This is a genomic window from Stenotrophomonas mori, assembly GCF_023556335.1.
GTDB lineage: Bacteria > Pseudomonadota > Gammaproteobacteria > Xanthomonadales > Xanthomonadaceae > Stenotrophomonas > Stenotrophomonas mori.
This window is the reverse complement of record NZ_JAIKTS010000005.1, coordinates 1-21,287: the sequence shown is the minus strand read 5'-3', so window position 1 is coordinate 21,287 and position 21,287 is coordinate 1. Positions and strand designations below refer to the sequence as shown.

The following is a 21,287-nucleotide window of genomic DNA, read 5'->3' as shown; positions in this document are numbered from 1 at the left end:
CAGGGCGCAGGCCGTGCCTCAGCCGCACCACACCCGCGCGTTGCGGAACATGCGCAGCCACGGCGAATCCTCGCCCCAGGCCGGCGGCGCCCAGCTCAGGTTGAGGCTGCGCGGGGTGCGCTCCGGATGCGGCATCAGGATGGTCGCCCGGCCGTCGGCGGTGGTCAGGCCGGTGATGCCGTCCGGCGACCCGTTCGGGTTGAGCGGATACGTCTCGGCCACGCGCCCGTCGCCATCGACGTAGCGCAGCGCGACCCGCGCCGCGGCCTGGTCCACCGGGCTGGCGAAGGCCGCACGGCCCTCGCCGTGGGCCACCGCCACCGGCAACCGCGAACCGGCCATGCCGCGCAGCAGGATCGACGGCGACTCCACCACCTCCAGCAATGCGGTGCGAGCCTCGAACTGCTCGCTGCGGTTGCGCAGGAACACCGGCCAGTGCTCCGCGCCGGGAATGATGTCCTTGAGCTGGCTCATCATCTGGCAGCCGTTGCACACGCCCAGCGCGAAGGTGTCCGCGCGCGCGAAGAACGCGGCGAACGCCTCGCGCAGGGCCGGACGCTCCAGGACCGACGTGGCCCAGCCGCGGCCGGCGCCGAGCACGTCGCCGTAGCTGAAGCCGCCACAGGCGGCCAGGCCACGGAAATCGGACAACCGCGTGCGGCCTTCGATCAGATCGCTCATGTGCACGTCGTAGGCGTCGAACCCGGCGCGCTCGAAGATGTTGGCCATCTCGATCTGGCCGTTCACGCCCTGCTCGCGCAGGATCGCGACCTTCGGCCGCGCACCGCTGGCGATGAACGGCGCGGCGACATCCTCGGCGGGGTCGAATGCCAGCTTGGGCTTGAGCCCGGGTGCGCTGAAACGGCGCGCGACGGCGTGTTCCTGGTCGGCGGCGTCGGGGTTGTCGCGCAACCGCTGCATCGCGTGCGTCACCGACCACCAGGCATCGAACAGCTCTTCCCAGCGCCATTCGGCCAGGCTGTCGCCGCCCAGCTGCACCCGCACCGTCGGCGCGGTGGTGGGCCGGGCGATGCGCTGTGCGCATTCGGTCAGGGCGTGGCGCTCGACCAGGTCGGCGAACGCGGCACGGTCCTCGCGGGCGATCTGCACGACCGCGCCAAGCTCTTCGTTGAACAGGCTGCGGAACGGATCGTCGCCCCAGGCGTCAAGCACGATGTCCAGCCCCAGGCGCGAAGCGAAGGACATCTCGCACAGGGTGGCGAAAGCGCCGCCGTCGCTGCGGTCGTGGTAGGCCAGCAGCAGGCCGGCCTCGCGTGCATCGCGGATCAGCTCGAAGAAGGCCCGCAGGCGCTGCGGATCGTCCAGGTCCGGCACCTCGCCGGCGAAGGCCGGCAGGGCGCTGTGGTCGGCCTGGGTCTGCGCCAGGATCGACCCGCCCAGGCGCTGCTTGCCGGCGCCCAGGCCGATCAGCCACAGCTCGCTTTCCGCCTCGCGGTCGAGCAGCGGGGTCAGCTGGCCGCGCGCATCGGCGACCGGCGCGAACGCCGAGATCACCAGCGACACCGGCGACACCGACTTCTCGGTTTTGCCCTCGGCCTGCCACTGCGCCTGCATCGACAGCGAGTCCTTGCCCACCGGGATGCTGATGTCCAGCTGCGGGCACAGTTCCATGCCCACCGCCTTGACCGCGTCGTACAGCAGCGCGTCCTCGCCCTCGTGGCCGCAGGCGGCCATCCAGTTCGCCGACAGCTTGATCGTATCCAGCGCGGTCACCGGCGCGGCGCACAGGTTGGTGATGGCTTCGCCCACCGCCATGCGTGCCGATGCGGCGGCATTGAGCAGGGCCAGCGGGGTGCGCTCGCCCAGCGCCATCGCTTCGCCGGCGTAGGTGTCGAAACCGGCCAGGGTGATGGCCACGTCGGCCATCGGCAGCTGCCAGGGGCCGATCATCTGCTCGCGCGCGGTCAGGCCGCCGACGCTGCGGTCGCCGATGGTCACCAGGAAGTTCTTGGCGGCCACGGTGGGATGCGCGAGCACGCGCAGGCCCGCCTCGCGCAGGTCGATGCCGGCGGTCTTCAGCGCCGGCCAGCGGGGCGCCGGCGGGTGCGTGCTTTCGCGGTGCATCTTCGGCGCCTTGCCGAACAGCACGTCCATCGGCAGGTCGATCGGGGCATCGGCCGGGATGTTGCCCGGGGCCGCGCCGTAGGCCACGACCAGGCGCTGCTCGGCGGTGGCGATGCCGACCGCGGCGAACGGGCAGCGCTCGCGCGCGCAGAGGGCGCCGAACTCGGCCAGGCGCGCGGCGGGAATGCCCAGCACGTAGCGTTCCTGCGACTCGTTGCACCACAGTTCCAGCGGCGACAGCGACGGATCGTCGGTGGGCACCTTGCGCAGGTCGATCACCCCGCCGACGCCGGAGTCATGCAGCAGCTCCGGGATCGCGTTAGACAGGCCGCCGGCACCGACGTCATGGAAGAACTTGATCGGGTTGTCGCCGCCCATGGCCACGCACCGGTCGATCACTTCCTGGCAGCGGCGCTCCATCTCCGGGTTGTCGCGCTGCACGCTGGCGAAATCCAGGTCCTCGGCGCTCTCGCCGGAGGCCACCGACGAGGCGGCACCGCCGCCCAGGCCGATCAGCATCGCCGGGCCGCCGAGCACGATGACCACATCACCCTCCTGCAGCGGCAGCTTGTCCACCTGCACGCGGTCGATCGCCCCCAGGCCGCCGGCCAGCATGATCGGCTTGTCGTAGGCGCGGGTGATGCCGTCCTCCGGCAGCTCGAAGCTGCGGAAATAGCCCAGCAGGTTCGGGCGGCCGAACTCGTTGTTGAAGGCCGCCCCGCCCAGCGGGCCGTCGAGCATGATCTCCAGCGCCGGGGCCATGCGCGGGTTCAGCGCGCGCGGCGCTTCCCAGGGCTGTGGCAGCGCCGGGATGCGCAGGTGCGAGACCGAGAAGCCGGTCAGCCCGGCCTTGGGCTTGCCGCCGCGGCCGGTCGCGCCCTCGTCGCGGATCTCGCCGCCGGCGCCGGTCGCCGCGCCCGGGAACGGCGCGATCGCGGTCGGGTGGTTGTGGGTTTCCACCTTGATCTGGAAGGCGCTGGGCACCACCGCTTCGCTGCGGTACCTGCCGCTGGCCGGATCCGGGCGGTAGCGCGCGGCCGGCGCGCCCTCGACCACCGCGGCGTTGTCGCTGTAGGCGCTGAGCGTGTACTGCGGCGTCTGCTGGTGGGTGTGCTTGATCATCCGGAACAGCGAGCGGTCCTGCTCGACGCCGTCGATGGTCCAGCTGGCGTTGAAGATCTTGTGCCGGCAGTGCTCGGAGTTGGCCTGCGCGAACATCATCAACTCGACGTCGGACGGGTCGCGGCCCAGCTCGCCGTAGCGCTGGCGCAGGTAGTCGATCTCGTCCTCGGCCAGGGCCAGGCCCAGGCGCCGGTTGGCCGCCTCCAGGTCGTCCAGGGCGATGCGTTCGAGCTGGCCGCGGGCCAGGTGCGCGAACAGCGCCCGGGCGTCGCCGATGTCCTCCAGCAGCGACTGGGTCATCGGGTCGTGCAGCAGCCTGGCCACCGCGGCCTGCTGCGCCGGATCGGCCGGCCAGCCGCACAGGTCGATGCGGGTACCGCGCTCGACGCGCTGGATCGGCAGGCCGGCGCCGCGCACCAGCTCGGTGGCCTTGCTGGACCAGGGCGACAGCGTGCCCAGCCGCGGCACCACATAGCGCGAGACCGCGCCGGCGTCGCGTCCGGCCGCCTGCGGCTGGCCCTGCAGGATGCGCCCGAGCACGGCCGTGTCGACCGCGCCGGGGTCGGCGGCCTGGGTGAAGTAGACGTGCCAGGCCCCGGTGATGCGCAGGTCGGCGGCGATGGACTGCAGGCGGGATTCAAGCCGTTCGCGGCGGAACGGCGAAAGGGCGGCTGCGCCCTCGAGGACGATCATGTCCGGGAAACCATGGTGGGAATCGGCCCGCCATTGTACTGGAGCCGGCCCCTTGCCGGGTCCGGCGGGCGGTCGCCGCCGCACCTGCCCGGCACCGGCCGGGCACCCGCCCGTGGCCGCCGGGACCGATGCCTGTGGCGTGGCCGGCCGACGCCTCCGGTCCGGGTCAGCGGCCGGCGGCGGCGCCGGGCAGCCGATCCAGCGCCGCCTTGAGCTGCGCCGGGGGCAGGTAGCCGCCCAGCTGGCTGCCGTCGGCGGCGAAGATCGCCGGGGTGCCGTTGACCCCCAGCTGCTGGCCCACGCGGTACTGCATCGCCACCGGGTTGGTGCAGTTGCCCGGCGCCACCGGCCGCCCGGACTTGGCCGCGGTCAGCGCCGCCTTGCGGTCGCTGGCGCACCACACCGAGATCATGTCGGTGTAGTCCTTGCTGCCCAGTCCCATCCGCGGGAATGCCAGGTACTCCACCGCGATCCCCTGGCGGTTCAGCTCGGCGATGTCCTGGTGCAGCTTGCGGCAGTAGCCGCACTCGACGTCGGTGAACACGCTGACCGTGTAGCGCGCATTCGGCGGCGCGAACACGATCCGGTCCGAATGCGGCAGGGTCGCCAGCAGGCCGCGGCGGTGCGTCAGCAGCCCTTCGCTGGTGGCCATCGCGCGCCGCTCGATGTCGTAGGGCTGCGACTGCATCAGGTAGCGGCCGTCGTCGGTGACGTACAGCACCTGGCCGGACACCACCACTTCCCGGAACCCGGGGAACGGCGCCGCGCCGATGTATTCGGGGTTGAAGTCCGGATCCAGCTGCTTGAGCGCATCGCGCACCCGCTTTTCGACGGCCGCATCGCCGGGGCCCGCGGCCGCGGGGGCGGCGCTCTGCTGCGCGCAGGCGGTCAGGCTGATCGCGCCGAGCAGCACGGCGAAGACGATTCGGAGCATGGGGAATCCAGGGAAAAAGGAGGCGGAAAACCGGGCGATTCTCGCATACCCGGTGACCGGGAGCGTCCAGGGGCCCGGGGCGGCAGCGCCAGCCTCCCCGCCCCGGCCACTTCCCGCCGGGGCCTGCGCCCGGGTGCCGCGCCGCTGCGCGGGTCGGCGCAGCAGGGCTGCCATCTCCGCGCGATCCTGCCCGCGGCCGCAGGACCGTGGCACTGCGCGCGTTCGCCGGGCGGGCGGTGCCCGTGGGGCCTCCCGGACACGCTCGGCCCGCGATGCCCGGCGCTGCCGGCCCCGGACTCCGCCGCAAGCCTCCCCGGCTGCGGGCGGGCCCGGGCGTGGCGCGATGGGGCTGCCGACGTCCAGCGTCCCGCCGGACGCGGCCGGGCGTTCACCAGGCCATGCGCCATCGGTGCGCGGGCGGCCCGGCTCACCCCCTGGGGTGATGCCGGCGGTGCAGCTTCTGCAGGTGCTCGCGCGCGACCAGGGTGTAGATCTGGGTGGTGGACAGCGAGCTGTGGCCGAGCAGCATCTGCAGCGCGCGCAGGTCGGCGCCGTGGTTGAGCAGGTGGGTGGCGAAGCTGTGCCGCAGGCCGTGCGGGCTGACCCGCGCCGGGTCGATCCCCGCCACCACCGCGCAGGCCTTCACCAGCGACCAGAACTGCTGGCGGCTCAAGGGCTTGCGCGACGCGCCCAGGAACAGCGGCACCTGCCCGTGGACGGTGGCCTGCACCGCCTTGCCGGCCACCAGCAGCGGACGCGACTGCGCCAGGTAGCGCTCCAGCCAGTGCCGGGATTCCTCGCCCAGCGGCACCAGGCGCTCGCGGCTGCCCTTGCCCGTCACCCGCAGCACGCCCTGGCGCAGGTTCACGGCAGTGGCCGGCAGGTCCACCAGCTCGCTGACGCGCAGGCCGGCGGCATACATCAGTTCGAGCATCGCACGGTCGCGCAGGCCCTCCGGGGTGGTGGTATCCGGCGCGGCCAGCAGGGCCTCGACCTGGCTTTCGGCCAGGGCCTTGGGCAGCGGCCGCGGCAGCTTCGGCGGCGCCAGCAGCGCGGACGGATCGTCGCTGCGCTCGCCGCGCCGCAGGCAATGGCCGAAGAACGCGCGCAGCGCCGACAGCAGCCGCGCGTTGCTGCGCGGCGACCAGCCATGGCGCGTGCGCCAGGCCAGGTAGCCGAACAACCCGGCGCGGTCGGTGGTCGCCAGCCGCGTGCCGTCGCCGGCCTCCGCGGCCAGCCAGCGCGCCAGTCCCTCCAGGTCGCGGCGGTAGCTGTCCAGGGTCGCGCGCGCCAGCCCCTGCTCGGCCCAGAGCGCATCGAGAAAGCGCTGGATGTCGGCGCCGTCGCGTGCGTCCAGCGCGGGCAGCTGCATCACCCGGCGGCGGCGTTCGGCGGCGGTGGAGGGCGGTTCCATCGCCCGCAGGATAGAGCCTGCCGGCGCCGCCGCCCATCCACATCGCCGGCCGCAGCCCGTATGCTCGCCCGATGAGCGCCACCGCCGACACCCCGCTCCGCACCCCGCCGCTGCTGCTGCGGCGCCTGCTGGCCCTGTTCTACGACCTGTGGCCGGTGCTGGCGCTGTGGATGCTGACCGCGGTGCCGTTCACGCTGCTGGACGTGGCGCTGAGCGGCGATGCCCGCCACAACATCGCCCCGTACAGCCCGCTGCAATGGCTGCTGTGGCTGGGCTGCTGGGCGGTCGCCGGGCTGTATGCGACGTTGAGCTGGAAACGCGGCGGGCAGACGCTGGGCATGCGTCCCTGGCGGCTGCACGTGCACGGCGCCGACGGCGCGGCATCGATGGGCGCGCTGTGGGGGCGCTATGCGGTCGGCACGCTGTCGCTGCTGTGCGGCGGCCTGGGATTCTGGTGGGCGCTGCTGGACCGGCAGGGATTGACCCTGCACGACCGCCTGAGCGGCACCCGCCTGGTCCACCGTCCCCGGCCGCCGGGCGTCAGCTCGAGCGGCGCCTGAACAGCCAGCTGGACACCGCCAGCATCACCACCGGCGGCAGCGCGTAGGCCAGGCGGTAGTCGAACTTGAGCGCGCCGGCCATGCGCCCGAAGAACATCTGCAGCAGCAGGAAGCCCAGCGCGAACAGCATGCCCAGGAACAGCCGCTTGCCCATGCCGCCGCTGCGCAGCGAGCCGAAGGCGAAGGGCACCGCGGCCAGGCACAGGGCCAGGACGTTGACCGGGTAGAACCAGCGGCCCCAGTAGGTGTCTTCGTAGTCGCGCGCGTCCAGGCCGTTGCGCCGGCGGTATTCGATGCTGGTGCGCAGCTCGGCGGCGCTCAGGCTGCGCGGCCGCGACAGCCCGGACACCACCACCGCCGCGTCCAGCGCCGAGTCCCAGCGCTCGCTGTCCACGCTCTCGCGCGTGACCGAGCGTTCGCCGAAGCGGTCGTGGCGGACGTTGTGCAGGGTCCAGCCGTCGTCGTCGTGGCGCGCGCTCTGCGCATGCGTCAACTGCGCCAGGCGGCCTTCCTCGTCCAGCGTGTACAGGCGCACCTCGTGCAGCAGCAGGCGCGTGCGCCCGTCGTCCAGCAGCTGCTCCTCGCCGCTCTGCACGTTGAGGAAGGTGTTGCCTTCGCGCGCCCAGAGGCCGAAGTAGCGGGCCATGGCGATGTCGGTGTCGGACTTGGCGCTGGCCTTGAGCGCGTCGGCCTTTTCCTGTGCCCGCGGCGCCAGCGTCTCGCCGTTGACCACCATCAGCACGGTGAGCAGCGACAGCGCGATGGCGACCGAGAAGGCGATGCGCCGGCGCGACAGCCCCAGCGCCCGCAGCGCGGTGAGTTCGGAGGTCGCCGCCAGCTGGCCCAGGCCCATCAGCGCGCCGATCACCGCGGCCATCGGGAACAGGGTGTAGGCGCGGCGCGGCACCGTGTAGGCGGTCCAGGCCAGGGCGTGCCCGAAGGTGTAGCTGCCGGTACCGATGTTGCGCACCTCGCCGGACAGCGACAACAGCGCGTCCAGCCCCAGCAGCACGACCCACACCAGCAGCACCGCGCCGAGCACGGCGCGGCCGACATAGACATCGTGGATGCGCGGGCGCAGGGTCATGCGCCCGTGCTCCGGCGGCGCCCGAGCCGCCCGTCGCGGGCATACAGCCAGCCGGCCAGCAGCAGCAGCGGCAGGCTCAGCCACCACATGCCGGCCACCGCCGGCAGCTTGCCCGCGCTCAGCCACTGGCGGCCGAGGATCATCAGGTTGATGCCGACCACGTACGCCAGGAAGGCCAGCATGATCCGCCCGTAGCGCTGCTGCCGCGGCGCGCTGCGCGACAGCGGCAGGGTCAGCAGCGCGAAGGCCAGCGCCAGCAGCGGCGGGGTGATCCGCCAATGCAGCTGGGCCTGCGCCTCCGGCCGCGGATCGCCCAGCAGGCGCAGTGTCGGCAGCATCTCCGGATCGTCCTTGCCGACCGGCTCGTCGCGGTCGGGCAGGGCCACTTCATTGCTGGCATAGCGCATCAGGCGGTAGTCCAGCGCGCCGTCGGCGGGGCCTTCGACGCGGTAGCCGTCCTCCAGCCGCAGGTAGCGTTCGCGGTCCTCGCCCAGGCGCATCGCGCCCTGCTTGGCGGTGACCACGTCGATGCGCCCGTCCTTCTGCCGCTGCATGAACACCCGCCCCATGGTCCGGCCGTCCTCGCTGAGCGAGGACAGGTACACGATGCCGCCGCCGGACAGCGGCGTGAAACGCCCCGGCTCCAGCCCGGCCAGGGCCACGCTGCGGCTGGCGCGGTCGATCATCGCCTCGCTGGTGCGGTCGGCCCAGGGCCCCAGCCACAGCGAACAGGCGCCGACGATCCCCACCACCGGGGCCACCACCGCCAGGATCGGCCGCAGCAGGCGCCGGGGGCCGACCCCCACCGCGGTCAGCACCGCCATCTCCGAGTCCCGGTAGAGCCGGGCGATGGCCAGCGACAGGCCCAGCAGCAGGGCCAGCGGCAGGATGATCGGCAGGTAGACGATGAACTGCAGGCCCAGCTGCGACAGCAGCAGCCCGGCCGGCATGCGGCCGTCGGCGATGCGCCCCAGGATGTCCACCAGGACCCCGCCCACGCTCACCACCAGCAGGACCGCCAGGGTGGCCAGGAAGCTCTGGATGAAGTCGCTCAGCAGGTAGCGGTCAAGCTTCGCCATGGGGTGGGTGGTTTAGACTCTTGGTTTCGTTCGCGGCGCGCCCGGCCGGTCTGGCGGGACGGGAACCGTCCGCGATTGTACGGATTTGGCAATGGAATCTGATCAATGTCTCTGCAATTCACCCTGAACCACGCCGCCCCGGCCTCCGCCACCGTCGATTGCGTCATCGTCGGCGCCTTTTCCGACAAGTCGCTGGCCCCGGCCGCGCAGGCGCTGGACAGCGCGTCCGGCGGCCGCCTCGCGGCGCTGGTGGAGCGCGGCGACATCGGCGGCAAGCCCGGCAGCACCACCGTACTGCATGACCTGGCCGGCGTGGCCGCTCCGCGCGTGCTGGTGGTGGGCCTGGGCGAACCGGCCAGGTTCGGCGCGGCCCAGTACATCAAGGCGGTCGGCGACGCCGCCCGGGCGCTGCGCAGCGGCGCCACCCGCAGCGCGCTGCTCACCCTGCCCGAGCTGGACGTGAAGGGCCGTGACGCCGCGTGGAACATCCGCCAGGCGGTGATCGCCGCCGACCACGCCTGCTACCGCTACCGCGCCACCCTGGGCCAGAAGAAACCCGATGCCCCGGGCCTGGAAACCCTGGCGGTCAGCGGCGACGACACCGCTGCGCTGGCCCACGGCCAGGCCATTGCCGCCGGCGTGGAATATGCCCGCGAGCTGGGCAACCTGCCGCCGAACCTGTGCACCCCGGCCTACCTGGCGGAAAGCTCGGTCGCGTTCGCCGCCGAACATGACGGTGCGCAGGCCGAGATCCTGGACGAGCAGCAGATGGAGGCCCTGGGCATGGGCTCGCTGCTGGCCGTGGCCCGCGGGTCGGCCAACCGCCCGCGCCTGGTCGTGCTGAAGTGGACCGGCCTGCCGCAGGCCGACGGCGCCGCCGCCAAGCCCTACGTGCTGGTCGGCAAGGGCATCACCTTCGACACCGGCGGCGTCAACCTGAAGACCCAGGGCGGCATCGAGGAGATGAAGTACGACATGTGCGGCGGTGCCAACGTCATCGGCACCTTCGTGGCCGCCGTGAAGGCCAGGCTGCCGTTGAACCTGGTGGTGGTGGTGCCGGCGGTGGAGAACGCCATCGACGGCAACGCCTACCGCCCGTCCGACGTGATCACCTCGATGTCCGGCAAGACCATCGAAGTCGGCAACACCGACGCCGAGGGTCGCCTGATCCTGTGCGACGCGCTGACCTACGCGCAGCGCTTCGAGCCGGCCGCGCTGATCGACGTCGCCACCCTGACCGGCGCCTGCATGGTCGCCCTGGGCCACCAGACCGCCGGCCTGATGAGCAAGCACGACGACCTGGCCGACGAGCTGCTGGCCGCCGGCGAGCACGTGTTCGACCGCGCCTGGCGCCTGCCGCTGTGGGACGAGTACCAGCCGATGCTGGATTCGAGCTTCGCCGACGTCTACAACATCGGCGGCCGCTGGGCCGGTGCGATCACCGCCGGCTGCTTCCTGTCGCGCTTCGCCGAAGGCCAGCGCTGGGCGCACCTGGACATCGCCGGCGTGGCCAGCGACGAAGGCAAGCGCGGCATGGCCACCGGCCGCCCGGTCGGCCTGCTGAGCCAGTGGCTGCTGGACCGCGCCGGCTGAGCCGGCGCCCGGTCCGGGGCGGGGGCCGCCTGCGTCCCCCGCTCCTTCCCCGCCACGCCCCCTTTCCTGACCCGGTTTTCCCGCCTTGAGCATCCGCGCCGATTTCTACCTCATCGCCAAGCCGCGCTTCCTGGCCGAACCCCTGAAGCTGGTGTGCGAGCTCGCCCGCAAGGCCAACGACGGCGGCCTGTACACGCTGGTGCTGGCCCGCGACACGGCCCAGGCCGAGGAGCTGGACGAACTGCTGTGGTCGTTCGACCCGGACGCCTACATCCCGCACCAGATCGTCGGCGAGGATGTCGACGAGGAGGAGGCCATCGTGCTGATCGCCGCGCCGGGCGCCGATGCGCCGGAACGCCCGCTGGTCATCAACCTGCGCGATGAGCCCTGGCTGGGCGGCTGCGAGCGGGTGCTGGAAGTGGTGCCCGCCGACCCGGCGGCCCGCGAGCCGCTGCGCGAGCGCTGGCGCCAGTACAAGGCCGCCGGCTACACCCTCACCAAACACGACATGTAAGGCCCCCGCCATGCGCCTGCTCATCGCCCTGCTGCTGCCCTGGCTGGCCTTCTTCACCATCGGCCGGCCGGTCTCGGGCATCGTCTGCCTGGTCCTGCAGATCACCCTGATCGGCTGGGTGCCGGCCGCCATCTGGGCCGCCTACGCGGTCAGCCAGTACCACACCGACCAGAAGATCAAGCGCGCCTTCGGCCGCTGACGCCCTCCCACGCTGCCACCCGGTTTCCCGCATGACCCAACTCGCCTCCAGCTACGACCCCACGTCCTTCGAAACCGCGCTGTACGACGCGTGGGAAAAGGCCGGCCACTTCAAGCCGTCCGGCAAGGGCGAGCCCTACACCATCCTGCTGCCGCCGCCGAACGTGACCGGCACCCTGCACATGGGCCATGCGTTCCAGCAGACGCTGATGGACGCACTGATCCGCTACCACCGCATGCGCGGCTACGACACCCTGTGGCAGGTCGGCAGCGACCACGCCGGCATCGCCACCGAGATGGTGGTCAGCCGCAACCTGGCACTGGAAGGCAAGGGCGAGACCCGCGACTCGCTGGGCCGTGACGGCTTCATCGCCAAGGTGTGGGAGTGGAAGGCGCATTCGGGCAACGTGATCGAAGGCCAGATGCGCCGCCTCGGCACCTCCGCCGACTGGTCGCGCAGCACCTTCACCATGGACCCGCAGCCCTCGGCGGCGGTGATCGAGGCCTTCGTGCGCTGGCACGAGCAGGGGCTGATCTACCGCGGGCAGCGCCTGGTCAACTGGGATCCGGTGCTGAAGACCGCCATTTCCGACCTGGAAGTGGAAAGCGTGGAGGAGGACGGCTTCCTGTGGTCGATCGCCTACCGCCTGGAGGACGGCCTGAGCTACGAGCACGTCGAGCATGACGCCGACGGCAACGAGACCCTGCGCGAGACCCGCGACTACCTGGTGGTGGCCACCACCCGTCCGGAGACCCTGCTGGGCGACACCGCGGTGATGGTGCACCCGGACGACGGCCGCTACGCCCACCTGGTCGGCAGGCAGGTGGTGCTGCCGCTGACCGGCCGCCGCGTGCCGGTGATCGCCGACGACTACGTGGACAGGGCCTTCGGCACCGGCGTGGTCAAGGTCACGCCCGCGCACGACTTCAACGACTACGCGGTGTGGCAGCGCCACCAGGAGGAGATGGCGTCGCCGATCAACATCTTCACCCCCGACGCGAAGATCCTTTCCACCAGCAGCTGCATCGACCCGCTGAACCAGTCCCCTCCCGGCGGCGACGTGAAGCTTCTTGGTCCCGTGAAGACCGTGGTCGGCCTCCAGAAGTACGCGGGACTCGACCGCTACGAGGCCCGCAAGGTCGTGCTGGCCGAGCTGGAGGACCAGGGCATCCTGGTCGAAACCCGGCCGCACAAGCTGCAGGTGCCGCGCGGCGACCGCACCGGCCAGGTGATCGAGCCCTACCTGACCGACCAGTGGTTCGTGAAGATGGACGCGCTGGCCGAACGCGGCCTGGCGCTGGTCGAAAGCGGCGCGGTCGGCTTCGTGCCGCCGAACTGGATCAATACCTACCGGCACTGGATGGGCAACATCCAGGACTGGTGCATCAGCCGCCAGCTGTGGTGGGGGCACCGTATTCCCGCGTGGTTCGACGACGAGCAGGGCCGCATCTTCGTCGGCCGCAGCGAGGAAGAAGTCCGTGCCACGAACGGGCTTCCCGAGAGCTATCCGCTCCGCCAGGAAAGCGACGTGCTGGAGACCTGGTTCTCCTCGCAGCTGTGGCCGTTCTCCACGCTGGGCTGGCCGGACGAGGCGGCCATGGCCGCGCGCGGCTTCGACCGCTACCTGCCGTCGTCGGTGCTGGTCACCGGCTTCGACATCATCTTCTTCTGGGTGGCGCGCATGATCATGGCCACCGACGACCTGGTCGGGAAGATCCCCTTCAAGGACGTCTACTTCACCGGCCTGATCCGCGACAGCCAGGGCCAGAAGATGTCCAAGTCCAAGGGCAACGTGCTCGACCCGCTGGACATCATCGACGGTATCGCCCTGGACGACCTGGTCGCCAAGCGCACCCGCGGGCTGATGCAGCCACGGGCCGCCGAGAAGATCGAGAAGGCCACCCGCAGGGAATTCCCGGACGGCATCGCCGCCCATGGCGCCGACGCGCTGCGCTTCACCATCGCCGCACTGGCCACCCATGGCCGCGACATCAAGTTCGACATGAGCCGCGCCGAGGGCTACAAGAACTTCTGCAACAAGCTGTGGAACGCCAGCCGCTTCACCCTGATGAACACCGAGGGCGCGCGGTTCGACGGCGCGCCGCAGCCGCGCACCGACGCCGAGCGCTGGATCCTCGCCGGCCTGGCGCGGGTGGCCGAGGAGGCCAGGCAGCACTTCGCCGGCTACCGCTTCGACCTGCTGGCGCAGTGCCTGTACGAATTCGTCTGGAACGAGTTCTGCGACTGGTTCCTGGAACTGACCAAGCCGGCGCTCAACGGCGACGACGCCGACGACGCGGCCAGCACCCGCCACACCCTGCTCTACGTGCTGGAGGCGGTGCTGCGGCTGCTGCACCCGCTGATTCCGTTCGTCACCGAGCAGCTGTGGCAGCAGGTGGCGCCGCGGCTGGGGCTTGCCGGCGACACACTGTGCCTGCGCCCCTACCCGACCGCCGCGGAGTTCGCCGGCGACCATGCCCGGGCCGACGCCGACGTGGAATGGCTCAAGAGCATGGTCAGCGCCCTGCGCCGGGTGCGCAGCGAGCTGAACGTCCCGCCGTCCAAACAGGTGCGCCTGCTGCTGCAGGGCGGGCAGGAGAGCGACCGCGACCGCACCCGGCGCTTCGCTTCGCAGCTGCGCTTCCTGCTGAAGCTGGAAAGCACCGGATGGCTGGACGCCGGGATGCCCGCGCCACCGGCCGCCGCCGCCATCGTCGGCGAGCTCCGGCTGCTGGTGCCGCTGGAAGGCCTGGTCGACCTGGATGCCGAGCGCGCGCGCCTGGACAAGGAGATCGCCCGCGTCGCGGCGGAGAAGGAAAAGAGCGCGACCAAGCTGGCCCGGTTCACCGACAAGGTGCCGGCCGCGGTGGTCGAGCAGGAGCGGGGCCGCCTGGCCGACTGGAACAGCCAGCTCGCCGGTCTGCAGGAGCAGCGCGCCAAACTGTAACCCGTGTGCCGTGCGCCACCGGCTGGGGCGCACGGTGCCGGCGGGCGCCCATGGCCGCGCACCGCCGGTCCGGCATGGCATCCTTTCCGGCGATGCCGCTCTCGCTCTTCTTCCTGGTCCTGGCCGCGGCCGCCCTGCACGCCGGCTGGAACGCCATCGTCAAGCACGGCACGGACGCCCTGCTCGGCACCGCGCTGGTCACCGGCAGTGCCGCGCTGCTGGCGGCCGCCGCGCTGCCCTTCGTGCCCGCGCCGTCCGCCCACAGCTGGCCCTGGCTGGCGCTCTCGACGCTGCTGCAGGTCGCCTATTACACCCTGGTCGCCCGCTGCTACCGGCACGGGGACATGAGCCTGGCCTATCCGCTAATGCGCGGCTGCGCGCCGCTGCTGGTCGCGCTGGCCGCCAGCATGCTGGGCGAACCGCTGCCGGCGACGGCCTGGCTGGGCGTGCTGCTGGTCAGTGCCGGCATCCTGTGCATGGCCCGGGGCGCGCGCGGGCGAGCGTTCGGCCTGCCGCTGCTGACCGCCGCGGTGATCGCCGGCTACACCCTGGTCGACGCGCAGGGCGCACGCCAGTCCGGCAGCGCGCTGGGCTACACCTTGTGGCTGTTCCTGCTGTCCGGCCTCCCGCTGCCGCTGTGGGTGCTGCACTCACGGCGGGACGCGGCGCTGGCGCATGCCCGCCACCACTGGCCGCTGGGCCTGGCCGGTGGTCTGGGCACCACCGCTGCGTACGCGGTGGCGCTGTGGGCCATGACCCGGGCGCCGGTGGCGATGGTCGCGGCACTGCGCGAATCGTCGATCCTGTTCGCCCTGCTGATCTCGGTGGCGCTGCTGCGCGAACGGGTGCCACGCCAGCGCTGGCTGGGCGCCGGCCTGTGCCTCGCCGGGGTGCTTGCGCTGCGCCTGGCCTGAGCGCCGGGCGGCGGCCACCGCGAGGCATCAGCCGCGCCTGGGTTACAGCGGCGGCATCGCCTGCAGGTCGTCGTCCACCAGTTCGGTCGCCATCACCAGGGCATCCTCGCGCCCGTACGTTGCCGGGTAGTAGCGCGGACGGCGGCCGATCTCGTTGAAGCCCTCGCTGTGGTACAGCGCGATGGCCGCGGTGTTGGAGGGGCGCACTTCCAGGAACACCCGCGCCGCGCCGCGCACGCGCGCCTCCTGTACCAGGGCGCGCAGCAACCGCCGCCCATGGCCGTGCGACTGGCGCGCCGGGTCGATGCAGACGTTGAGGACATGCGCTTCGTCGGCGGCCACGCTCAGCATCCCGTAGCCCAGCAGGCCGTCGCGGCCGACCAGCACCTGTCCGCAGTAGCCGGCGCGCAGGCAGTCCTGGAAAATGCCGCGGGTCCAGGGAAAGGGGTAGGCGCGCAGCTCGATCGCCATCACCGCCTCCAGGTCACCCTCGTGCATGGGCCGCAGCACCGCTGCCGGCACCGCCGCCACCGCACTCACTGCCGCTGCTTCCGCCGCAGGGCGCGCAGCTGCGGCCACAGGGCCCGTTTGGCCGCGGGGCTGGCGCGCAGCGCATCCAGCGGCCAGCTGTCCATCAGTTCGCGCGTCCGCGGATCGCTGGGATTGCAGCCGGACGCCCGCAGCAGCGCGATCTGCAGGCGATCGGGCAGGCGCGGTCCACTCCCGCGCCGGGCCGCCGGCAGCGTGGACGCCGCTGCCTGCGCCATCACCTCGGGGGCCGGCGGCGGGCGCCGCGGCGGCACCGCTTCCGGGCGCATTGGCCGGCCGGCGTCCAGCGCCGCGGCTTCCGGGGCGTCCACGACAACGTCCCTGGCCGGCGTACCGCGCGCGGCAGCCAATGGCCACGGCCCCGCCAGCGCCCCGCCTTCCAGGTACACCGCATGCCCCATGGCCTGCAGCCACGCCTGCTGCTGCGGCGACCACGGCGACGGCGCGCCGGCAGCGTTCACGGCGCCTTGCCGGCGGACGACCGCCCGCGCTGCCACAGCCACATGACCGGTCCGGAAACCGCGTACAACAGGCCCACCACGAACAGCGTCCGCGGCAGGTCGACGACCATGATGGCGATGATGATCGGCACCAGGGCCAGCACCACGAAGGGCACGCGCTCCGAACGCGGGCCCTTTTCGCCGCCGCCCTTGAAGCTCCAGAAACGGATCCGGCTGACCATCAGCAGGCCGGCCACGATCGTCACCACCAGGGCCACGTAGCGCAGCTCCTCGCCGCTCCAGCCCAGGCCGCCGTCGGCGAACGCCCAGACGAAGGACATCATCAATCCCGCCGCCGCGGGGCTGGCCAGGCCGACGAACCAGCGCTTGTCCACGGTGCCCACCTGGGTGTTGAAGCGCGCCAGGCGCAGCGCCGCGCAGGCCGCGTACAGGAAGGCCGCCAGCCAGCCGACCCGCCCCATCACGTCGCTGTCGAACTTCAGCGACGACAGCGCCCAGTGGTACATCACCAGCGCCGGCGCCATGCCGAAGCTCACCAGGTCCGCGAGCGAGTCGTACTGCACCCCGAATTCGCTGCTGGTGCCGGTCAGGCGCGCCACGCGCCCGTCCAGCCCGTCCATGACCGCGGCCACGAACACGGCGACGCTGGCGTTGACGAAATCGCCGTTGGAGGCGGCGATGATGGCGTAAAAGCCGGCGAACAGGCCGGCGGTGGTGAACAGGTTCGGCAGCAGGTAGATGCTGCGCGAACGCGGCGGAGGTCTGGTTTCGTCCATGCCCGCAGTTTAATCGACTTGCCAGCCGCGTCACCGGGTGCTGCAATCGATGTCCGCCCAGCCGCCCCTTCCGGAGTCGCCATGCGCGCCCTGCCTGCCCTCTGCTGCCTGCTGCTCCTGGCCGGCACCGTCCCCGCCGCCCTTGCCGGGCCCCTCTACAAATGGAAGGACGCCAATGGCGTGACCCAGTATTCGGAACGCCCGCCCACAGGGCAGGCCTATGAAACCCGGCATATCGCCACCACCGGCGTCCAGGCTCCGGCCGAGGCCGAAACGCCCGCGGACGCGGTCTCGCCGCAGTGCGCCTCGGCGCGGCAGAACCTGGAGCTGCTGGCCGGCGACCGCCCCGTGATGCAGGACACCGACGGCGACGGCAAGCCCGACACGCCGCTGGACGATACCCAGCGCGCCGCGCACCGGCAGCTCGCCGAGGCCGCCGTGGCGGTCCACTGCACGACCTAGGCCGGCAGGCGCATCGCTTGCCGCGGCGGGGCTTCTGGCAGAATAGACGGTCCGCCGTTCCGTGAAGTCTCCCCGCATGCGCCTTTCCCGCTTCCACCTGCACACCACCAAGGAAACCCCGGCCGATGCCGAGCTGGTCAGCCACAAGCTGATGCTGCGTTCGGGCATGGTCCGCAAGCTGGCATCGGGCCTGTACGGCTGGTCGCCACTGGGACTGCGGGTGCTGCGCAAGGTCGAGGCCATCGTCCGCGAGGAGATGAACCGTGCCGGTGCGGTGGAACTGCAGCTGCCGACCATCCAGCCCAAGGAGCTGTGGGAGGAAAGCGGGCGCTGGACGAAGTTCGGCGACCAGCTGCTGAAGATCCGCGACCGCAAGGACCAGGAGTACTGCTACAGCCCGACCGCGGAGGAGGCCATCACCGACTTCGCGCGCCAAGAGCTGTCCAGCTACAAGCAGCTCCCGGTGAACTTCTACCAGATACAGACCAAGTTCCGCGACGAGATCCGTCCGCGTTTCGGGGTGATGCGTTCGCGCGAATTCCTGATGAAGGACGCCTATTCGTTCCACTTGAACGATGCGGACCTGGTGCGCGAATACGAAAACATGAAGGTGGCCTACAGCCGCATCTTCACCCGCCTCGGGCTGGACTTCCGCATGGTCCAGGCCGACTCCGGCGCCATCGGCGGTGATGCGTCGCAGGAGTTCCACGTGATCGCCGACTCCGGCGAGGACGCGCTGGTGTTCTCCACCGGCTCGGACTACGCCGCCAACATGGAGGCCGCGGTCGCCGCCGACCCGGGAGCCCGCCCGGCCCCCGCCGAGGCCCTGCGCAAGGTGGACACGCCGGTCCAGAAGACCTGCGAGGACGTCGCCGCACTGCTGGGCATCTCCCTGCAGCGCACGGTGAAGTCGGTGGCGCTGATGAGCGAGGACGGCTTCGTCCTGGCCCTGGTGCGCGGCGACCACGAGGTCAACGAGATCAAGCTGGCCAAGGTGCCCGGCCTGGCCGGCTTCCGCATGGCCGGCGAAGCGGAGATCGTCGACCACCTGGGCAGCGAACCCGGCTTCCTGGGCCCGGTCCAGCCGCGCAAGGGGATCCGCGTGGTCGCCGACCGCGACGTCGCGGCGATGGCCGACTTCGTGGTCGGCGCGAACGAGAAGGGCGTCCACCTCGCCGGCGTAAACTGGGGACGCGACCTGGAAGAACCGGAAGTGGCCGACATCCGCAATGTCAGGGCCGGCGACCGCGCCCGCGATGGCGGCGAACTGAAGATCGCCCGCGGCATCGAGGTCGGCCACGTGTTCCAGCTGGGCCGCACCTACAGCGCCGCGCTCAAGGCCACCGTACTCGACGAGAACGGCAAGGCCGCGGTGATGGCGATGGGCTGCTACGGCATCGGTGTCTCGCGCATCGTGGCCGCCGCGATCGAGCAGAACCACGACGATGCCGGCATCCTCTGGCCGGTGGCGATGGCTCCCTGGCAGGCGGTGGTCTGCGTGATCAATCCGAAACGCGACGCCGCGGTCAGCGACGCCGCCGACGCGCTGCTCGCCGAATTCCAGGCGGCCGGCATCGACGCCGCCCTGGACGACCGCGGCCTGCGGCCCGGCGCCATGTTCGCCGACATGGAACTGATCGGTATTCCGCACCGCATCGTGGTGTCGGAACGCGGCCTGGCCGCGGGGACGTTCGAATACCGCTCGCGCACCGCCGCCGAAAGCGAGAATCTGGACCGAGCCGCAGTGCTGCGGCGGATCGTCGGCTGATATTGCCGGCCGGTAGCGCAGGGGGCGGCCGGAATACCGGCCCCTCGCGGCTCGGAACCTTCCATTTCCAACTGCCGGGAATGACCCTGCAGGCTGTAAGGGCGGCTTGTTTCAGGGGTATTACCGTGCCCCGCCGCCCTTCCCGATGACCGGTACGACCCGGGGATACCGTGAACGGGGCGTCATGGAATCGCTGCGGTGCAGGTAATATCATTTGCAGGCACCGTGGTATTCCCCGTATCCTTTCCCGCAGGGCCACGGATTGGCGATTTCAAATCCCCATTATCCGGAGTAGTGATTCGATGAGTATCGACCTGTCAGGTTTGTCGGCCAAAGAGCTGGCCTCCCTTATCCGCGACGCGCAGAAGCGCAAGAACGTGGTGGCGAAGCGGCAGCCCATCTCCAAGGTCCGCAGCCAGCTGGTGAAGGCCGCCGAGAAGGCCGGTTACACCATCGAGGAGCTGTTCGGGAGCGGCGCGGCGGTCAAGGCGACGCGCGCACCACGTGCCACCAAGGTACCGGCCAAGAGCGCGACCAAGGGCACCAAGGTGCCGCCGAAGTACCGCGATCCCGCCAATGCGGAGAATATCTGGACCGGGCGTGGCCGGCAGCCGCGCTGGCTGGCCGAGTACACCGCCGGTGGCCGCACGGTCGAGGAATTCCTGATCGAGAAGTGAGCCGGGATTTCTTTCCGCTTCAAGAACGCCGGCCTCCGCCGGCGTTCTTGTTTCCGGGAACAGCGGATTCCAGGGCTCCAGGCAGCGCTGCCCTCGCGCTTTCCTGCGAGGAAGCCGATTCACTCAGAGGGGCAAGAATATATCTCTTCCCCCTGGTTGATTCTGCCTCCCAATTCCCTGGCAGGCCCACAATGATTTCAGGCAGAGGCTAGTACCAGCGCGCAGCCTTTCGCTATCCAGACATCTAAACGGACTTCCGCCCCCCTCCCTCGCTAAGCGATGGGGCCTACACGAGCCGCCAGGCTGCTCACTTGCCGCCCCCTTATAAGCCCCTCCTCCCTCTCCCCGGATTGTCGGGCACTACACCGGCTACCCGACACGGCCGATTGCCCTGGATATTCGCGGATCCGGCTTCTGGACATGCATACGTCAGGGCGTACTTGTCCCTATCCGCGCGAAAGCCGACCTGTTCCCGGTAACCCACACCGGTATTTCCGTGCAGGGCCCAATGGACGTTCAGCCCGCTGCACAGCGGCTTTCGATTGAACGTACGACGGAATATCCCCATCGAATCCGCTTTCTTCGATGGCGATACCGCTCGAAAGGCGGCTCCAAAGGGGTCTGCTGCTCATCGGTCGCCCGTACTTTGACGGCAGATGGCTCAGGGTGAATCGTCGCCTCTTCCTGCGGACGCCTCCGCTTCCCCGGCCAGCCGATTCCACGACGTATCGGGCGCTATGCAGGGCCTACACCACCGTCTGGTCAGGCGGATTTCAGGCCGCCTGGCATGCCTGCCCGTCGCGCTTCTGCACAGGGGAGATTCCCGCGCCGCTGTCACGCCGGCCAGCCCCGCCGCTCCCTCCCCCGCCAACCCGACCCGCCCCGGCTTTCATTGCGCCGCCTTTCGTGAAGAGCGCCGTGGCGTTCCTGAGGTGGATACAGCGGCAGACACCCGCAGCAACGGGCGGCAATCGCTACAGCGACGCTTCCACAGCACGCCACACGGCACACGGAGCACTCAGGCGCCGGCCACCCTGGATTGATACGAAACCCCTGGCCTCACGATCGGCCAAGCCGGTCCCGCGTCTCCCGGCACCAGGATGCCTGGCTGACGTTATCAGCGGACGATTTTTTTCGAGGATCCGCACGTGGCGCGCCAGCACGAGGCGGACATCCAGTTGCTGGAGCGTGCGGTGACGACGATGAGTGCCGGGGCGGTGTGCCTGACGGCGCCAGCGATCGCCGAGCGCTGGGCACAGGCGGCGACGCTGCGGCTGGCGGGCCGGGGATAGGGATCCGGCAGGTTCCGGACAGGAAAAAGCCCCGCTGCATGAGCAGCGGGGCTTTTTGGGTAAAAACCCTGGCGATGACCTACTCTCGCATGGCTTGAGCCACACTACCATCGGCGCAGCTGCGTTTCACTTCCGAGTTCGGGATGGGATCGGGTGGTTCC

The 21,287-nt window shown here is 70.9% G+C and carries 16 protein-coding genes, 1 rRNA gene and 2 pseudogenes; 10 read left to right on the top strand and 9 right to left on the bottom strand.

What is annotated here, in order from left to right:
- Window positions 1–18: 18 nt before the first annotated feature.
- The 3 genes from purL to xerD form a co-directional block, all read right to left on the bottom strand.
- Entirely contained in the window at window positions 19–3,900 is a 3,882-nt protein-coding gene (gene purL, locus K5L01_RS13060) for a phosphoribosylformylglycinamidine synthase (protein WP_250065013.1), read from the bottom strand.
- Window positions 3,901–4,066: 166 nt separating this feature from the next.
- Window positions 4,067–4,834 carry a DsbC family protein gene (locus tag K5L01_RS13055; RefSeq protein WP_250065011.1) on the bottom strand — a complete coding sequence of 256 codons (768 nt, stop codon included), beginning with the start codon at window positions 4,832–4,834 and terminating at the stop codon, window positions 4,067–4,069.
- 427 nt (window positions 4,835–5,261) lie between these two features.
- Window positions 5,262–6,248 (bottom strand): site-specific tyrosine recombinase XerD, encoded by a 987-nt coding sequence (gene xerD / locus K5L01_RS13050; RefSeq protein WP_250065010.1) that lies wholly within the window; start codon window positions 6,246–6,248, stop codon window positions 5,262–5,264.
- Between the two features lie 71 nt (window positions 6,249–6,319).
- On the opposite strand from xerD, the gene K5L01_RS13045 reads away from it, so the two are divergent.
- Window positions 6,320–6,808: an RDD family protein gene (locus K5L01_RS13045; protein ID WP_250065009.1), complete on the top strand. Its 489-nt coding sequence runs from the start codon at window positions 6,320–6,322 to the stop codon at window positions 6,806–6,808.
- Here the strand turns inward: K5L01_RS13045 and lptG are convergent.
- Window positions 6,789–7,895 (bottom strand): LPS export ABC transporter permease LptG, encoded by a 1,107-nt coding sequence (gene lptG / locus K5L01_RS13040; RefSeq protein ID WP_250065007.1) that lies wholly within the window; start codon window positions 7,893–7,895, stop codon window positions 6,789–6,791. The two genes, K5L01_RS13045 and lptG, sit on opposite strands and share 20 nt — an antisense overlap.
- A complete protein-coding gene (gene lptF, locus K5L01_RS13035) occupies window positions 7,892–8,974 on the bottom strand; it encodes an LPS export ABC transporter permease LptF (protein WP_250065006.1) in 1,083 nt (360 codons plus the stop codon). The genes lptG and lptF overlap by 4 nt, the downstream gene beginning before the upstream one ends.
- Before the next feature lie 105 nt (window positions 8,975–9,079).
- Between lptF and K5L01_RS13030 the strand changes: the two genes are divergently transcribed.
- The 5 genes from K5L01_RS13030 (at window position 9,080) to K5L01_RS13010 (ending at window position 15,141) form a co-directional block, all read left to right on the top strand.
- Window positions 9,080–10,567, top strand: a complete 1,488-nt coding sequence (locus tag K5L01_RS13030; protein ID WP_250065005.1) for a leucyl aminopeptidase — start codon at window positions 9,080–9,082, stop codon at window positions 10,565–10,567.
- A 91-nt stretch (window positions 10,568–10,658) separates the two neighbouring features.
- On the top strand, window positions 10,659–11,081 hold the full coding sequence (locus tag K5L01_RS13025; protein WP_250065212.1) for a DNA polymerase III subunit chi: 423 nt from the start codon (window positions 10,659–10,661) through the stop codon (window positions 11,079–11,081).
- A gap of 10 nt (window positions 11,082–11,091) precedes the next feature.
- Window positions 11,092–11,280, top strand: coding sequence for a YqaE/Pmp3 family membrane protein (locus tag K5L01_RS13020; RefSeq protein ID WP_250065003.1), 189 nt, complete (start codon window positions 11,092–11,094; stop codon window positions 11,278–11,280).
- Between the two features lie 31 nt (window positions 11,281–11,311).
- Window positions 11,312–14,227, top strand: a complete 2,916-nt coding sequence (locus K5L01_RS13015) for a valine--tRNA ligase (RefSeq protein ID WP_250065001.1) — start codon at window positions 11,312–11,314, stop codon at window positions 14,225–14,227.
- Window positions 14,228–14,319: 92 nt separating this feature from the next.
- The gene (locus K5L01_RS13010) at window positions 14,320–15,141 is read left to right on the top strand and encodes an EamA family transporter (protein ID WP_250065211.1); all 822 of its coding nucleotides are present in this window, start codon (window positions 14,320–14,322) and stop codon (window positions 15,139–15,141) included.
- Window positions 15,142–15,183: 42 nt separating this feature from the next.
- Here K5L01_RS13010 and rimI read toward each other — a convergent pair whose 3' ends face one another.
- From rimI to pssA, 3 genes are read right to left on the bottom strand one after another with little or no spacing between them, the layout of a single operon-like run.
- On the bottom strand, window positions 15,184–15,681 hold the full coding sequence (gene rimI, locus K5L01_RS13005; RefSeq protein ID WP_425603897.1) for a ribosomal protein S18-alanine N-acetyltransferase: 498 nt from the start codon (window positions 15,679–15,681) through the stop codon (window positions 15,184–15,186).
- On the bottom strand, window positions 15,678–16,091 hold the full coding sequence (locus tag K5L01_RS13000) for an alanine acetyltransferase (protein WP_250065210.1): 414 nt from the start codon (window positions 16,089–16,091) through the stop codon (window positions 15,678–15,680). Before K5L01_RS13000 ends, rimI begins: the two co-directional genes overlap by 4 nt.
- Window positions 16,092–16,147: 56 nt before the next feature.
- The gene (gene pssA, locus K5L01_RS12995) at window positions 16,148–16,927 is read right to left on the bottom strand and encodes a CDP-diacylglycerol--serine O-phosphatidyltransferase (protein ID WP_250064998.1); all 780 of its coding nucleotides are present in this window, start codon (window positions 16,925–16,927) and stop codon (window positions 16,148–16,150) included.
- A gap of 81 nt (window positions 16,928–17,008) precedes the next feature.
- On the opposite strand from pssA, the gene K5L01_RS12990 reads away from it, so the two are divergent.
- From K5L01_RS12990 to K5L01_RS12975, 4 genes and pseudogenes are all read left to right on the top strand, one after another.
- Entirely contained in the window at window positions 17,009–17,389 is a 381-nt protein-coding gene (locus K5L01_RS12990) for a DUF4124 domain-containing protein (RefSeq protein WP_250064996.1), read from the top strand.
- Window positions 17,390–17,465: 76 nt separating this feature from the next.
- Window positions 17,466–19,157: a proline--tRNA ligase gene (locus tag K5L01_RS12985; protein WP_250064994.1), complete on the top strand. Its 1,692-nt coding sequence runs from the start codon at window positions 17,466–17,468 to the stop codon at window positions 19,155–19,157.
- A gap of 302 nt (window positions 19,158–19,459) precedes the next feature.
- Window positions 19,460–19,831 (top strand): annotated as a pseudogene (locus K5L01_RS12980) (H-NS histone family protein); the annotation flags it as partial.
- 1,115 nt (window positions 19,832–20,946) lie between these two features.
- Window positions 20,947–21,126, top strand: a pseudogene (locus tag K5L01_RS12975) (methylglyoxal synthase); the annotation flags it as partial.
- A gap of 66 nt (window positions 21,127–21,192) precedes the next feature.
- Here K5L01_RS12975 and rrf read toward each other — a convergent pair.
- Window positions 21,193–21,287: ribosomal RNA gene (gene rrf / locus K5L01_RS12970) — 5S ribosomal RNA — on the bottom strand; the annotation flags it as partial.

Bases quoted from the DNA above. Each gene is read 5' to 3' on its own strand.
- purL (WP_250065013.1), bottom strand. From the start codon at position 3,900: ATGATCGTCCTCGAGGGCGCAGCCGCCCTTTCGCCGTTCCGCCGCGAA.
- K5L01_RS13055 (WP_250065011.1), bottom strand. From the start codon at position 4,834: ATGCTCCGAATCGTCTTCGCCGTGCTGCTCGGCGCGATCAGCCTGACC.
- xerD (WP_250065010.1), bottom strand. From the start codon at position 6,248: ATGGAACCGCCCTCCACCGCCGCCGAACGCCGCCGCCGGGTGATGCAG.
- K5L01_RS13045 (WP_250065009.1), top strand. From the start codon at position 6,320: ATGAGCGCCACCGCCGACACCCCGCTCCGCACCCCGCCGCTGCTGCTG.
- lptG (WP_250065007.1), bottom strand. From the start codon at position 7,895: ATGACCCTGCGCCCGCGCATCCACGATGTCTATGTCGGCCGCGCCGTG.
- lptF (WP_250065006.1), bottom strand. From the start codon at position 8,974: ATGGCGAAGCTTGACCGCTACCTGCTGAGCGACTTCATCCAGAGCTTC.
- K5L01_RS13030 (WP_250065005.1), top strand. From the start codon at position 9,080: ATGTCTCTGCAATTCACCCTGAACCACGCCGCCCCGGCCTCCGCCACC.
- K5L01_RS13020 (WP_250065003.1), top strand. From the start codon at position 11,092: ATGCGCCTGCTCATCGCCCTGCTGCTGCCCTGGCTGGCCTTCTTCACC.
- K5L01_RS13015 (WP_250065001.1), top strand. From the start codon at position 11,312: ATGACCCAACTCGCCTCCAGCTACGACCCCACGTCCTTCGAAACCGCG.
- K5L01_RS13010 (WP_250065211.1), top strand. From the start codon at position 14,320: ATGCCGCTCTCGCTCTTCTTCCTGGTCCTGGCCGCGGCCGCCCTGCAC.
- K5L01_RS13000 (WP_250065210.1), bottom strand. From the start codon at position 16,091: ATGGGGCATGCGGTGTACCTGGAAGGCGGGGCGCTGGCGGGGCCGTGG.
- pssA (WP_250064998.1), bottom strand. From the start codon at position 16,927: ATGGACGAAACCAGACCTCCGCCGCGTTCGCGCAGCATCTACCTGCTG.
- K5L01_RS12990 (WP_250064996.1), top strand. From the start codon at position 17,009: ATGCGCGCCCTGCCTGCCCTCTGCTGCCTGCTGCTCCTGGCCGGCACC.
- K5L01_RS12985 (WP_250064994.1), top strand. From the start codon at position 17,466: ATGCGCCTTTCCCGCTTCCACCTGCACACCACCAAGGAAACCCCGGCC.